The 14,126-nt window shown below is 74.2% G+C and carries 11 protein-coding genes; 8 read left to right on the top strand and 3 right to left on the bottom strand.

Going from position 1 to position 14,126, the window contains the following annotated elements; genetic code table 11:
* The first annotated feature begins 188 nt into the window (after positions 1-188).
* The 7 genes from ACZ6R9_RS08915 to ACZ6R9_RS08885 all read left to right on the top strand — a co-directional run bounded on the left by ACZ6R9_RS08915 (position 189) and on the right by ACZ6R9_RS08885 (position 10,013).
* The gene (locus ACZ6R9_RS08915; protein WP_380479716.1) at positions 189-1,340 is read left to right on the top strand and encodes a Gfo/Idh/MocA family protein; all 1,152 of its coding nucleotides are present in this window, start codon (positions 189-191) and stop codon (positions 1,338-1,340) included.
* A complete protein-coding gene (locus ACZ6R9_RS08910; protein ID WP_465537334.1) occupies positions 1,337-2,320 on the top strand; it encodes an NAD-dependent epimerase/dehydratase family protein in 984 nt (327 codons plus the stop codon). Before ACZ6R9_RS08915 ends, ACZ6R9_RS08910 begins: the two co-directional genes overlap by 4 nt.
* A gap of 147 nt (positions 2,321-2,467) precedes the next feature.
* Positions 2,468-3,637 carry a DegT/DnrJ/EryC1/StrS family aminotransferase gene (locus ACZ6R9_RS08905; protein ID WP_465537332.1) on the top strand — a complete coding sequence of 390 codons (1,170 nt, stop codon included), beginning with the start codon at positions 2,468-2,470 and terminating at the stop codon, positions 3,635-3,637.
* A 91-nt stretch (positions 3,638-3,728) separates the two neighbouring features.
* On the top strand, positions 3,729-4,835 hold the full coding sequence (locus ACZ6R9_RS08900; protein ID WP_465537330.1) for a DegT/DnrJ/EryC1/StrS family aminotransferase: 1,107 nt from the start codon (positions 3,729-3,731) through the stop codon (positions 4,833-4,835).
* Between the two features lie 120 nt (positions 4,836-4,955).
* Positions 4,956-5,957, top strand: a complete 1,002-nt coding sequence (locus ACZ6R9_RS08895; RefSeq protein WP_380479724.1) for an SMI1/KNR4 family protein — start codon at positions 4,956-4,958, stop codon at positions 5,955-5,957.
* Between the two features lie 25 nt (positions 5,958-5,982).
* Positions 5,983-8,433, top strand: coding sequence for an SUKH-4 family immunity protein (locus ACZ6R9_RS08890; protein WP_465537329.1), 2,451 nt, complete (start codon positions 5,983-5,985; stop codon positions 8,431-8,433).
* 158 nt (positions 8,434-8,591) lie between these two features.
* Entirely contained in the window at positions 8,592-10,013 is a 1,422-nt protein-coding gene (locus ACZ6R9_RS08885) for a hypothetical protein (protein ID WP_465537327.1), read from the top strand.
* Between the two features lie 95 nt (positions 10,014-10,108).
* On the opposite strand, the gene ACZ6R9_RS08880 is transcribed toward ACZ6R9_RS08885, so the two are convergent.
* Both ACZ6R9_RS08880 and ACZ6R9_RS08875 read right to left on the bottom strand, forming a co-directional pair.
* A complete protein-coding gene (locus tag ACZ6R9_RS08880; protein WP_465537325.1) occupies positions 10,109-11,359 on the bottom strand; it encodes a Dyp-type peroxidase in 1,251 nt (416 codons plus the stop codon).
* A 7-nt stretch (positions 11,360-11,366) separates the two neighbouring features.
* Positions 11,367-11,945: a copper chaperone PCu(A)C gene (locus tag ACZ6R9_RS08875; RefSeq protein WP_380479732.1), complete on the bottom strand. Its 579-nt coding sequence runs from the start codon at positions 11,943-11,945 to the stop codon at positions 11,367-11,369.
* A 134-nt stretch (positions 11,946-12,079) separates the two neighbouring features.
* Here ACZ6R9_RS08875 and ACZ6R9_RS08870 point away from each other — a divergent pair, with 134 nt between their 5' ends.
* Positions 12,080-12,658 carry a copper resistance CopC family protein gene (locus ACZ6R9_RS08870; protein ID WP_465537322.1) on the top strand — a complete coding sequence of 193 codons (579 nt, stop codon included), beginning with the start codon at positions 12,080-12,082 and terminating at the stop codon, positions 12,656-12,658.
* 16 nt (positions 12,659-12,674) lie between these two features.
* On the opposite strand, the gene ACZ6R9_RS08865 is transcribed toward ACZ6R9_RS08870, so the two are convergent.
* The gene (locus ACZ6R9_RS08865) at positions 12,675-13,982 is read right to left on the bottom strand and encodes a nucleotide sugar dehydrogenase (protein ID WP_465537320.1); all 1,308 of its coding nucleotides are present in this window, start codon (positions 13,980-13,982) and stop codon (positions 12,675-12,677) included.
* Between the last annotated feature and the right edge of the window lie 144 nt (positions 13,983-14,126).

The raw sequence follows: 14,126 nt of genomic DNA, 5'->3' as shown, positions 1-14,126 counted from the left end.
CAGCCTGCCAAACGGATCCGACTTCCGCCGCGCCGGGGTGCGACACGGGGGCGCACAGAGGTGTACGGAGGGACCAACTCCCGTACCGCGCGCCCCCGGTGGCGTTCACCGGGTTTTCCGATTGTGCCTCGACCGGCCCGGCCGGGCCGGTACCGTTCGAGCGACGCGGCGGCAAGGGGGGTCTTGCGATGGGGTCGAACGTCGTGGCGCACGAGGCGCCTGGGGAACACGTGCCCACACCGGGCAGTACCGAACGAGAACCCGACCGGCGCATCGGACTGGCCGTCGTCGGCGCCGGCTACTGGGGTCCGAACCTGGTCCGCAACGCCCAACAGACCGCCGCACTGCACCTGCACTGGCTGTGCGACCTGGACGAACAGCGCTCCCGCAAGGTCCTCGGCGAGTACTCCACCGTCACCGCCACCACCTCCTACGACCAGGTGCTCGCCGACGAGCGGGTGCAGGCCGTCGCCATCGCCACCCCCGCCGCCGCCCACCACCGCCTGGCCCGGGCCGCCCTGGAGGCCGGCAAGCACGTCCTGGTCGAGAAGCCGATCACCACCACCGCCGAGGAAGCCGCCGACCTGGTCGCCCTCGCCGAGGAGCGCGGCCTGGTCCTGATGTGCGACCACACCTTCTGCTACACCCCCGTGGTGCGCCGCATCCGCGAGTTGGTGCACGGCGGCGAGATCGGCGACATCCAGTTCTTCGACTCGGTCCGGATCAACCTCGGACTCGTCCAGCCCGACGTGGACGTGCTGTGGGACCTCGCCCCGCACGACCTGTCCATCCTCGACTTCGTCCTGCCGCCCGGCGTCGAACCCGTCGGCGTCAGCGCCCAGGCCGCCGACCCGATCGGCGCCGGCCGCGCCTGCGTCGCCTACCTGACGCTGCGCCTGTCCAACGGCGCGCTCGCCCACTGCCACGTCAACTGGCTCTCCCCGACCAAGGTCCGCACCACCCTGATCGGCGGCTCCCGCCGCACCCTGGTCTGGGACGACCTCAACCCGCAGGCCCGGCTCGCGATCCACGACCGCGGCGTCGACCTCACCCCGCCCGACGAACTCACCGACGCCATCCGGCACCGCGCCCTGATCTCCTACCGGGTCGGCGACATGGTCGCCCCCGCCCTGGTCGAACAGGAAGCCCTCCGCAACGTGATGGCCGAATTCGCCGCCGCGATCGGCGAAGGCCGCGCCCCGCTCACCGACGGCCGGGCCGGCCTGCGGGTGCTGCGCCTGCTGCACGCCGCCTCCCGCAGCCTCGAACTCGGCGGCGCGACCGTGCCCGTGGAGACCACCCGTCAGCCGTCCTTGTTGGAGAGGGCCACCGTCCGATGAACGCCGCCGTCGTGTTGGAAGGCTCCCGCTGTGTGGTCACCGGCGGCGCCGGAACCATCGGCTCCACCGTCGTCGACCAACTGATCGAGGCCGGCGCCCGCGAGGTCGTCGTGCTCGACAACTTCGTCCGCGGCCGCACCGAGAACCTGGCCCGCGCCCGCGAACTCGCCGCCCCCGGCCAACTGACCGTGGTGGACGGCGACATCCGCGACCGCGCGCTGCTGCGCGAACTCCTCGCCCCCGGCACCGACGCGCTGTTCCACCTCGCCGCGATCCGCATCACCCAGTGCGCCGCCGAACCCCGGCTCGCCCTGGAAGTCATGGTCGACGGCACCTTCGACGTGGTGGAGGCCGCGGCGGAGACCGGAGTGGGGAAGGTGATCGCCTCCTCGACCGCCTCCGTGTACGGGCTGGCGGACGTGTTCCCGACGCCGGAGAGCCAGCACCCCTACCACAACGACACCCTGTACGGGGCCGCGAAGGTCTTCAACGAGGGCCTGCTGCGCAGCTTCCACGCCATGTACGGCCTGGACTACGTCGCCCTGCGGTACTTCAACGTGTACGGCCCCCGGATGGACGTGCACGGCCGCTACACCGAGGTGTTCATCCGCTGGATGGAACGCATCACCGCCGGACAGCCACCACTGATCTTCGGCGACGGGGCCCAGACCATGGACTTCGTCTACACCGAGGACATCGCCCGGGCCAACCTGCTCGCCGCCACCGCCCCCGTCACCGACCGGGTCTACAACATCGCCTCCGGCACCGAGGTGTCGCTGCGCGGCCTCGCCGACGCGCTGCTGGAAGCCATGGAGTCGGACCTCGGCGTCGAACACGGGCCCGCGCGTGACACCGCCGGCGGGGTGGTCCGGCGCCTCGCCGACATCACGGCCGCCGAACGCGACCTCGGGTGGAAGCCCGAGCTGGGGCTGGCGGACGGGCTGCGCAGGCTCGTCGCCTGGTGGCGGGAGCAGGTTTAGCGGACGGCGCGAAACCGGGGGCGCGTGCGGACACCTCCCGGCCCGCCGGGGCCGGGGGAGAACCGCGCGAATCGGAGGGAGCCCCCGGAAAGATCGCCTCAGGGACAACGACTTGCACGTGGGTGCGACCCAGCGGAGGAGAACCCGATGTCCACCATCCCCGTCATGATCCCGTGGCTCGGCGAGGAAGAAGCCCAGGCCGCGGCGGCAGCCGTCCGCTCCGGGTGGGTCGCCCAAGGCCCGCGCGTCGCCGAGTTCGAGCGGGCGTTCGCCCAGGCCGTGGGGGTGCCGCACGCCGTCGCGGTCTCCTCGTGCACCACCGCGCTGCACCTGGCGCTGGTGGGGGCGGGCGTCGGTCCCGGTGACGAGGTCGTCGTGCCGTCGTTCTCGTTCATCGCCACCGCCAACGCCGTCACCTACGTCGGCGCGACTCCCGTCTTCGCGGACGTCGATCCGGCCACCGGCAACCTCACGCCCGGGACCGTCGCGCCGCTGCTCACCGACCGGACCCGGGCGGTGATCGCCGTCGATCAGGGGGGCGTCCCCGTGGACCTGGACGCGATCGAGGAGTTGCTCCGGCCGCGAGGCATCGCCGTCGTCGAGGACGCCGCGTGCGCCGCCGGCTCCGTCTACCGGGGGCGCCCCGCCGGCGCGGGTGCGGACCTCGCCGCGTTCTCCTTCCACCCGCGCAAGCTGCTCACCACCGGCGAGGGCGGCATGGTCACCTGCCGGGACGGTGAACTCGCCGCCCGGCTGCGGCGGTTGCGGGAGCACGGCATGAGCGTCTCGGCCGCCGACCGGCACGCCGGGGCGGGTGGGGCGGCCGTTCTCGAGACGTACGACGAGATCGGGTTCAACCACCGGATGACGGACGTCCAGGCGGCGATCGGGCTGGTGCAGCTCGGGAAGCTTCCGGCGATGGTGGCGCGGCGGCGCGAACTCGCTGGGCGGTACCGGGAGTTGCTGGGGGAGGAGCTCGGCGGGCGGCTGGTGGGCGATCCGGCGCACGGGACGTCGAACTTCCAGTCGCTGTGGCTGCTGCTGCCGGAGGGCGCGCCGGAGCGGGGGCAGGTGCTTGCTGCGCTTGCGGCGGAGGGGGTTTCGGCGCGGCGGGGGATCATGGCCGCGCATCTGGAGGCGCCGTACAAGGGGGCGGCGAGGGTGCCGCTGCCGGTGACGGAGTTGCTGACTTCGAGGACGTTGATTCTGCCGCTCTACCACTCGCTGAGCGGGGAGCAGCAGGAGCGGGTGGTGGCGGCGCTGAAGGGAGCGCTCTGGCCCCGCGTGGCGCCCGCACGTGCAGGTCATTCACTCTGACGCGATCTTTCCGACGAGTTCCTTCCGCTTCGCGCAGTTCCCCGCGCCCCTGGGTGCACGTCTGCGCAGTTCCCCTGGTTGGTGATCCTCTGTGACTGATATTCCGCTGGTCGATCTGCACGCCGCGCACGCCGAGATTGCCGATGAGGTCCGGGAGGGCTTCGAGGCGGTGCTGGCGAGTGGGGCGTACATCAAGGGCCCGGAGGTTGCCGCGTTCGAGCGGGAGTTCGCGGCGTTCTGCGGGGTCGGGCACGCCGTGGGAACGGCGAATGGGACCGATGCGCTCGAACTTGCGTTGCGGGCACTGGAGTTGGAGCCCGGCGGTGGGGTGGTGCTGCCGACGAACACGTTTGTGGCGACGGCGGAGGCTGTGGTGCGGGCCGGGCTGAGGCCGGTGTTGGTGGATGTGGACGAGGAGTGCCTGCTGATCGACGTGGAGCAGGTGGCCGAGCGGGTCGGGGATGCCGTTGCGGTGATGCCGGTGCATCTGAACGGTCAACTCGCGCCGATGGAAGCAGTGTTGGAGGCGGCGGGCGGGCTGCCGGTGGTGGAGGACGGGGCGCAGTCGCAGGGGGCGGCGCGGTACGGGCGGGTGTCGGGGAGTTGGGGGCGGATCTCGGCGACCAGTTTCTATCCGGGGAAGAACCTGGGCGCGTACGGGGACGCGGGCGCGGTGGTGACGGACGACGCGGAGCTCGCCGAGGCGGTGCGGCTGATCGGGGATCACGGGTCGGCGCGCAAGTACGTGCACGAGCGGTTCGGGTTCAACTCGCGGATGGACACCCTGCAGGCGGTGGTGCTGCGCGCCAAGCTGCGAAGGCTCCCGGCGTGGAACGAGGCCCGGCGGGCGGCGGCCGATCGGTACGACAAGCTGTTGGGCGGGTTGGAGGGGGTCACGCTGCCCCGGACGCTGCCCGGCAACGAGCATGTGTGGCACCTGTACGCGGTCCGGGTGGAGCGGGACCGGGACCGGGTGCTCGCGGAGTTGCAGCAGGCGGGTGTCGGGGTGGGCGTGCACTACCCGGTGCCGGTGCACCTCCAGCCGGCGTTCCGTGAACTGGGCCATGCGGAAGGCGCGTTCCCGGTCACCGAGCGGGCCGCCGGGCAATTGCTCACGCTGCCGTTGTTCCCGCAGCTCACCGAGGGGCAGCAGGTGCGGGTGGCGGAGACCCTGGCGGCGGCGGTGCGCCGGAGCTGACGCGGTGTCGGTACCCGGCCGGGCGATACCCGGTCGGGTACCCCCGTGACCCTGAACGCGGCCGGTCGTTGCCCTACGCTGGTCCCCGAGGATTTCGGCTTCTGCTGTGGGGGACCCCAGATGACGACAGGTCGGCCCGGCACCGCTGCCGTGCCCAACGCGGCGTACGCGGGCCAGGTGGTGCAGTTCCCGGACCCGGTCCGGGCCGAGCGGCACCCCCAGGGCGTTCGCATCGACGAGCACGGGTACCCGGACTTCTCGCCGTACGCGGTCGCCGCCGCCGAGGTCGCCGACCCGCCGGAGGGCTTCGGCGTGGACGAACTGCGGCTCACCGACTACGTGTCGGCGAACGCCGCGCTCTACACCCAGGGCCACGAACTGTGGGCCGACCTGGAGACCGCCGTCGCCACCCCGCACGGCTGGACCTGGCACCACGTGGCCGGCCGTGCCCCGGCGGGCTGGCGGCGGATGGAGCTGATCCCGGTCGAGGTGAAGGCCCTGCTGCGGCACCACGGCGGCCTGGCGGTCTCCACCGCCGACCACGCCCGGCGCGGCACCCGCCCGCTCCAGGAGCGCCGCCCCGTGCACCTCCCGCTGGCGAAGGACGGCGGCGACCCGCTGGCCGTCACCGAGGACCTGGTGCAGCGCGCCGAGCAGCGCCTGGGCCACCCGCTGCCGCCCGTCTACCGCGACTTCCTGAAGCTGGCCGGCGGCCGCGCCCCGGCCGCAGCCGCACTGGACGTCGACCTCGGCCTGCTGGTCGACCAGCCGTTCCTCACCCTCACCGAGGAGTACGGCACCCAGGACCTGGTGTACGCCAACAAGTGCCTGCGCGACCACCTGACCAAGGACTATCTGGCCATCGCCTACCAGCAGGGCGGTCTGCTCGCCCTCAAGGTCCGTGGCGAGCAGACCGGTTCGGTCTGGTTCCTGCCCTACGACGACGCCCGCGACCAGGGCGCGGACGAGCCGCCGGAGCAGCGGCTGGCCCGGCTGCTGCTGCCCTGCGGCGACAGCTTCGACGCCTTCCTGCTGCGGCTCGCGGGGAGCCCCCCGGAGCTGGAGACCGTCGCCGAACTCATGGTGGACGGCGGCTTCGCGCGCGCCGTCCCGGTGAACTGACCGAACGACAGGGGTGGGACGAGACGTGGTGACCACGTACGCGCAGGCGCAGGAGACCGCCGAGGACTGGATCAACGCCGGCGTGCCGCGCTCGCTCCAACGCGAGGTGCGGGTCCGGGAGTTCGACCTCGGCTACGTCTGCTGGGCGGTGGACGGCAGCGAGCACGGCGGCGGGACCGGCACCTCGCCGCGGCTGGTGATCGCCCGCGACAGCGGCGCCAGCATGCTCTGGCCGCCGCTGCCGGTCAACGAGGTGGTCCGGCAGTACGAGGAGCTGTACGGGACGCCCGCCGAGCCCAACCCGGCCGGCGCCGCCAAGCCGGTGCGCGGGGCGGTCGAGGCCACCTCCTTCCTGCTCAGCCCCCCGCAGTGGCTGCAGGACGCCGGTGCCGCGGCGGTGGCCGCGGAGGCCGCGCAGCTGGCCGCGCCGGCCGCGTCGGTGCCTGGCGTGACGCCGCCCGCGACGCCGGTGCCTGGGGTGACGCCGCCCGCGACGCCGGTGCCTGGGGTGACGCCGCCTGCCGCGCCGGTGCCGCCCGCGCCGGTGGCGGCTGCCGCGCCGCCGGTGCCGCCCGTGCCAGGTGTGCCCGGTGTGCCGGGCGAGGAGGGCCCCAGCTACTTCGACGCGTCCGGGGCGCCCCTCCCCGGCCCGCCCGTCCCGCCCCCGCCGGGCTCGGAGGCCGCGACCGTGCTCGCCTCGGCCCCGCCGTTCCCGGTCGGCGGTCCGCCGACTCCGGTGCCCGGGACGCCCGTTCACGGGACGCCGGTGCCGGGTGTGCCCGCGCCGGTCGGCGCGACGCCGCCGTTCCCGCTCGGGGGGCCCTCAACTCCCGTGCCCGGTACGCCCGTTCCGCCCGCACCGTCGATCGACTACGCCCCGACCATGCTGGCCACCGACGGCCCGCCCGGGCTGATGGGCCTGCCCGGTGCGCCGGGTGCGCCCGGTACGCCCGCCCAGGGGGTGCCGCTCGGCCGCACCGGCCCGACGGCTCCGCCGCCGCCCCCGCCGAACGACCTGCTGCCGCCGACCGCCGGCCCCGCGCCCGTCGGCCTCGGCCGCACCGGCCCGACCGCCCCGCCGCCGCCCCCGCCGAACGACCTGCTGCCACCGACCGGCGGCCCCGCGCAGGGCCCCGGCGGCCGTACCGGCCCGGGTGCCCCGCCGCCGCCCGCGCCCGCCGAGCTGCGCGGCGACGCCGGTGCGCCCGCCGTGCCGCCGGCCGCCGCGGCGCCCGAGGCCGCCGCCGTCGCGTACCAGGCGACCCAGCTGGCCCCGGCGATCGAGCTGCCGCCGACGGGCGGCCCGGCGACGCCGCCGTTCCCGCCCGTGCCCGGGCCGCAGCAGGGTGCCCCGTTCCAGGCCCCGCCGCCGTTCCCCGGCCCGCCGCAGGGGGTGCCGCCACAGCCGTTCCCGGGTGCCCCCGTGCCCCCGCCGCAGCCGGGCCCGGGCTTCCCGGCCGCCGGCCCCGGCCCCGTCCCGGCCGCCCCGGTGCCGCCGCCCGGTGTGCCGACCACCGGTCCCGGCACCACCGCGGTGGTCAACTACCGGGCGCCGGACGGCTCCGAGCGGAGCCTGGTGATGATGTCCGAACTCGGCACCCCGCACCCGGAGTGGAAGGCGCTGCAGGAGCTGCGCCGGATCGGCGTGCCCGCCGACCAGGTGCTGGAGGTGCACACCGACCTGGAGCTGTGCGACCTGCCCGGCGGCTACTGCGCCCGGATGGTGAAGGCGTCCTGGCCGAACGCGCGGATCAGCCACACCGCCCCGTACGGCCGGGACACCGCCGCCCGGCAGGCCGGCATGGCGGTGCTGAGCGAGCACGTCGAGCAGCTGCACCAGCTGGTGTCCGCGCCGCCGCGCCCCCGTACCCAGCGGGTGCCGCTGCCGCCGCCCGGCTCGGTGCCGCCGCTGCCGCCGATGGTTCCCCAGCAGCTGGCCGCCGAGCTCGGCCAGCTGTTCGGTCCGGGCGTGTTCCGCTTCGAGCAGCGCGCGGTGGCCCGGCAGGGCGTGCCGGACGCGGTCGCCCAGACCCTGATGTGGGTCGGTCTGCCGCGCGAGTTCCCGCCGTTCTTCTGGGCGCAGGCCCAGGAGGGCCGGCCGATCCCGACGCTGGCCGAGCTGGCCGCCGAGCGCGGACTGCCGCCCGGCCCGGACTTCGGCGGCTACCTGGTGCTCGGCAACGACTACGGCCGCCAGCTGTGCGTCCAGTACGGCACCGCCGCGGTGGTCGCGGTGGACATCGAGAACCCGGCCGAGCCGCCGCGGTTCGTCAACACCGGTGTCCCCGAGTTCGTCCGCTGCCTGACCGTGCTGGCCCGGATGTGGCACCTGCGTCACGGCCTGACGCCCGAGCAGGCCGGCCGCTGGACCACCGACTTCCAGGCCCAGCTGCTGGCGGCCGATCCGGCCGCCGTGCACACGCCCGAGAGCTGGTGGGCCGTCCTGGTGGAACAGCTCTGGGACGGACTGCTGTAGCCCCTCCCGCGCGGCCGGTTCGCCCGGCCGCGCGGCAGCGGCCTGTTTGGTTTGCGTTCGTATCTGCGCAAAATAGGTCAATGGGACGGACACTTCCGCCCACCGAACCGCGCACCCGGCGGGGCTGCGCAGCCCGCGAGCACGAGGAGAACAGCCGAATGAGCGACGCCGTGTCCCAGTACGGCTTCACCGTCTCCCGGCGCGGTTACGCGCCCGACCAGGTCGACGCGGCCGTCACCGCGCTCAGCCGCGAACGGGACGAGGCCTGGGAACGTCTCAGCGTGCTCGGCTCCGGACTGCGCGAGATGGAGAAGCGCCTCGCCGACATCCAGCATGCCGCCGAGGACGCCCCCGACCCCGACTTCGGCGAACTCAGCGAGCAGGCCGCCGCCCTGCTGAAGATCGCGCAGAACGAGGCCGAGGCGATCCACAGCAAGGCCAAGCGCTCCGGCGAGGACGCCCGCGATGCCGCGCACGAGGCCGGCGAGGCCGCCGCCAAGTCCGCCAAGGAGTACGCCGCCAAGCAGCGCGAGGACACCGACCGTTTCGCCCGCAGCACCGACGAGCGCAGCCGCGCCGAGGCCGAGCGGATCCGCGCCCAGGCCGACGCCGAGGCCCGCGCCGTCATCCACGCCGCGACCGGCCACGCCGCCCGGATCCGGGTCTCCGCCGCCGGCGCCTCCGAGCAGTCCGAGGTCACCCTCGCCGAGCGCCGCCGCAAGGCCGACGAGGAGTTCGCCACCGCCGAGGCCGACGCGGACGCCGCCGTCGCCAAGATCACCGCCGCCGCCGAGGCCAAGGTCAAGGAGGCCGAGCAGCACCGCGAGGCGATGCTCGCCGAGGCCCGCCGCCTCGACACCCAGGCCCAGGTCAAGGCCGACGCGGAGATCGCCGCCGCCAAGGAGAAGGCCGCCCGGATCAAGCTCGCCAGCGAGCGCGAGCAGGCCGACTTCACCAAGCGCCTCGACAAGGTCCAGACCCACCTCGACCACATCAAGGGCACCCTGGCCTCCCTCACCGGCGCCGCCGTCGGCGCGATCGAGGACCCCGAGGACGGGGCGCCGATCGCTCCCGCGAAGAAGGCCGACCTCGCCAAGGGCCCCGTCGCCACGGCCGCCGCTGCCAAGCCGGTCGTCGAGAAGCCGGTCGCCGCCCAGTCCGCGGCCGACCGGCCGACCGCCGTGCTGGCCCCCGTCAAGGGCGAGCCGGCGGCCAAGCCCGCAGCCGTCGTCCTGGGCCCCGTCAAGGGCGAGCCGGCCGCCAAGCCCGCGGCCGCCGACCCCCGCAAGCCCTACACCCCGACCGTGGCCGAGCCCCCGGCGCCGCCCGTCAAGCCCGCCAGCTTCGCCAAGGACCCGCTGCCGCCCAAGCCCACGACCCCGCCCGCCGCGACCGCTGCGGCCGCGCCCGCTCAGGCGGCGCCCGCCGTGCCCGCCGCGACCGCCGTGCCCGCTGCGTCCGCCGCGCCCGCGACCGCTCCGGAGGCGGAGACCAAGATCGTGCCCAAGATCGTCATCGTGGACGACGGCCTGAACCACGACACCCGCCCGGGCCGCGACCGCATCCAGCGCAGGGGCTGAGCGCCGGAGCCCCGAAACACCTCCGCCCCGTCCGGCAGCAGGCAGCTGTCGGACGGGGCGGAGGTGTTTCGCGCGGTAGTGCGGTGGCGCGGCTGTCAGCCCAGCAGGGTCTCGCCGATCCAGCCGCCGGGTGCGCAGCCCGGGGGAATGGCGAAGACGGCGGACCCGATCGGGGTGGTCCACTGGTTGAGCAGGTCGGACGTGGCGAGGGCGCGCTGGATGGGCAGGAACTGTCCGGCGATGTCCCGCTGGAAGGACGCGAACAGCAGGCCGGTGTCAGGGGTGCCATCGGCGGCCGGGGCGTCGTCGTAGTTGAACGGGCGGCGGAAGATGCGCTGCCGGGGGTCGCTCACGTGGGCGCGCCGGGCGTGGGCGAACTCGGAGATGACCGGGAAGCCGAACTTGTCCTTGGCGTCGAAGTCGGGCGGGTCCAGCTCGGCGGTGCCGGTGAGCGGGGCACCGGTGTCGAGGGTCCGGCCGATCGAGAACTCCTTGGCCTTGGTGTCGGCGGCGTCCCAGGTCTCCAGTTCCATCCGGATCCGCCGCAGCACCATGGTGGTGCCGCCGCGCAGCCAGTCCGGGCCGTCGCCGGTCCACACCGCCTGGGTGAAGATGTCGCTGCCGGGCGCCGGGTTGACGGTGCCGTCGATCTGGCCCATCAGGTTGCGCTGGGTGACGCCGTCGTCCTGGACGCCGCGGCCCCGGCGGAACCCGCGCTGCGCCCAGCGAAGCCGGGCGAAGGTGCGGGCGTCCTTGATGAGCATCCGCTGGGCGTGCGCCACGGTGAGCGGGTCGTCGGCGCAGATCTGGATCAGCAGGTCGCCGCCGCACCAGTGGTCCTGGAGCCGGTCGATGGAGAACACCGGCAGCTGTTCGAGCGAGGCGGGCCGCCGGTCGTCCAGCCCGGCGGCCTTGAAGAAGCCCGGGCCGAACCCGAAGGTGACCGTCAACCGGGCCGGTAGTGCGGCGAGTTGGGCCTCGGTGTCGGCCAGGGCCGGTTCGCCCTGGGTGAGCCGTACAGCGTCGTCGGTGAGCAGCCGCATCATGCGGCCCAGGGCGGCGCGGTCCGATCCGGCGTCCAGGTCGAACCCGAGGAACACGCCGTGGGCCTGGGCGGGGGTGTCGATGCCCGCCTGGTGCGGCCCGTGGAAGGGGACCTTCTGGGCGCCGTACGCGGGCGGCTGCGGCCGGTCCTCCCCGGAGCGGTGCGGGCTGTGGGCCACGGCGGCACCGATACCGCCGCCGGCCAGCGCCCCGCCGAGGGCGAGCGCGCCGCCGGTCAGCAGCCGGCGGCGGCCGACCGCAGCGGTGGCGGGTGCAGCGGGTTCGGTGGGGCTGGTGTCCATCGGGAGCTCAGCCCTTCGTCATGCCGGAGTTGTAGTCCTCCTTGCCGCCCGCGAACGCCTTGGCGACGGCGGTGAACTTCAGCGTCCGGCCGTCGTCGAGGGTCAGCGTCACGGTGACCTCGTCGCCCGGCTTCACGGGCTTGGACAGGCCCATCAGCATCACGTGGTCGGCGCCCGGCTTGAGCTCGTGGCTGGCGTTCGCCTCGATGACGAAGCCGCCTGCCTTCGGGCGCATGGTGGGCTTGCCGTCCACGTCCGCGACCTCGTGCAGTTCGGTCTTCGCCGAGACGGTCGAGGTGCCGGACACGACGGTGACCTTGGCGCCGGTGGTGTTGACCAGGGTGGCGAACACGCCGGTCATCTCGGTGTCGGACGCCTTCACCCACGGGTCCTTGACGGTGACCGGTGCCGAATCGGCCTTCGCGGTGGCGCTGGGCGAGGTGCTGGCCGCCGGACTCTTGGCCGAGGAGGACGAGTCGCTGCTGCCACAGGCGACGAGGGCGGTGAGGGATATCGCCCCGACCGCCGTGGCGGCGACGAGGCGGCGCAGACGGGGGGAACGGGCCGGGGCGGTGGTGATCGGCATGGGGGAGCATCGGCTTTCGACTCGGGTGCGGGCGTGCTTGCGTGCCGCAGTTACCGCAGTGGTCGGACCGGGTGGGCGGGAAGTTCCCACGAAGTGCCGGGAACTTCCCGGAGGCCGGCGACGACGACTGACACGTGAAGCCCCGAGTCCCCTCCCGCCCGGCGGTGGTGCCGTTCCTCACCGCACTGCTGCTGGCCACGCTGTCCGTCCTGGTCTCCGCGCCCCGGGCGGCGGCGCACGCGCAGCTGCTCGACTCCAACCCGGCCGCGGACTCCGTGGTGACCGAATCGCCGACCTCGATCACGCTGACCTTCGACAGCGCGGTGCAGGCCGGCTACACCACGATCGCCGTCGTCGGCACCGACGGGACGCCCTTCACCGACGGCGCGCCGACCGCGACCGACCGCACGGTGCAGCAGAAGGTCGGCCGCCTGCCGAGGGGCCTCATCCAGGTGACCTGGCGGGCCGTCGCGGCCGACGGGGCGCCGCTCCAGGGACGCTTCAGCTTCACCAACGACGACCAGGCCGCCCCCACCCAGCCGCCGCCACGACCGTCGGCGTCGGCGTCCGCTTCCGGGGTGCCGTCCGCAGCGCCCCCTGCCAAGGCCGAGGACAGCGCCGACTGGCAGTGGTGGGCGGCGGCCGGCGGGCTGTCGGTCGTGGCGGTGGCCGTGGTGGCCGTGCTGGTGCGCCGGCCCGCCGCCCGTAAGTGACTCGGCCCGGCGACGCTCACAGCACCTCGACCGACGCCCCCGTCAGGCGGTGGCGGCAGTCCAGGACGTACTGGGCGTGGGTGGTGACGGCGTCGAAGTCGAACTCGTCGTGGTCGGCGAGGAGGACGACCGCGTCGGCGGCGGCGAGCTCGGCCGCAGTGGCCTCGACGCGGTGGACGGTGGCGAGCGGGCCCGCGTCGTGGTCGGGGGTGGGCCGGCCCGGCAGTTGGGGTTCGGCGACGTGGACGCCCGCGACGACATGGGGGTCGGCGGCGCGGACTTCGGCGCCCTGGCGGGTGAGGAGTTCGACGATCCGGGCCGCCGGGGTCTCGCGGGCGTCGCCGGTGTTCTTCTTGTAGGCCAGGCCGAGCAGCAGCACCCGGGAGCCATTGACGCTGCGGCGGCGCCGGTTGAGCGCGTCGGCGAGGCGGCGGACCACGTAGTCCGGCATGTGGCTGTTGACGTCGTTGGCGAGCTCGACGAACCGGAACGACTGGCCGAGCGCCCGCTCCACCCGCCAGGACAGGTACGAGGGGTCGATCGGCAGGCAGTGCCCGCCGACGCCCGGGCCGGGCGTGAAGCGGAGGAAGCCGAACGGTTTGGTGGAGGCCGCGTCGATGGCCTCCCAGACGTCGATGCCGAGGTCGTGCGCGAACATCGCCAGCTCGTTGACCAGCGCGATGTTGACGTGCCGGAAGGTGTTCTCCAGCAGCTTGGTCAGCTCGGCCTCCTTGCAGGAGGAGACCGGCACCGTCCGTTCCACCAGCTGCCCGTAGAACCCGGCGACGGCCGCGAGCCCGTCCGGCGTGGTGCCGGAGACCACCTTCGGAGTGTTCTCCAGCCTCCACACCGGGTTGCCCGGGTCGATCCGCTCGGGGCTGTAGCCGAGGTGGAAGTCCGTGCCCGCCCGCAGCCCGCTGCCCGCCTCCAGCAAGGGTGCGAGCAGCTCCTCGGTGGTGCCCGGGTAGGTGGTGGACTCCAGTACGACCGTCGCGCCGCGCTTCAGGTGCCGGCCCAGCAGTTTCGCGGACGCCTCGATGTAGGAGAGGTCGGGGACGCCGTCGCGCAGCGGCGTCGGGACGGTGATCACCGCGACGTCGAACCCCGCCACGTCGGCCGGATCGGCGGACGGCAGATAGCGGCCGGAGTCCAGCAGCGGGCGCAGCCGGTCGCCGGGGATGTCCTCGACGTACGACTCGCCGACCGCGAGCCGCTTGATCCGGCGCTCGTCCACGTCGTACCCGACCACCTGATGGCCCACCTCGGCGGCGCGAACCGCGAGCGGGAGACCGACGTAGCCCTGACCTGCGATGACAACGCGCATGGCGAACCCAACCCCCTGGAAATCCCCCGGTGTCCCCACACCTTCTTCACAAGAGGGTACGGAGCCCCGACCGCCGCGCGGGCGGCTTCGCGGGAACTGGCCGGTGACGGGCGGGTGGCCGAACTCGGCCACCGCACAAGGCTG

This window comes from Kitasatospora sp. NPDC048662 (assembly GCF_055587065.1).
The sequence above is the reverse complement of the archived record's forward strand: the minus strand, read 5'-3'. Positions and strand labels throughout refer to the sequence as shown.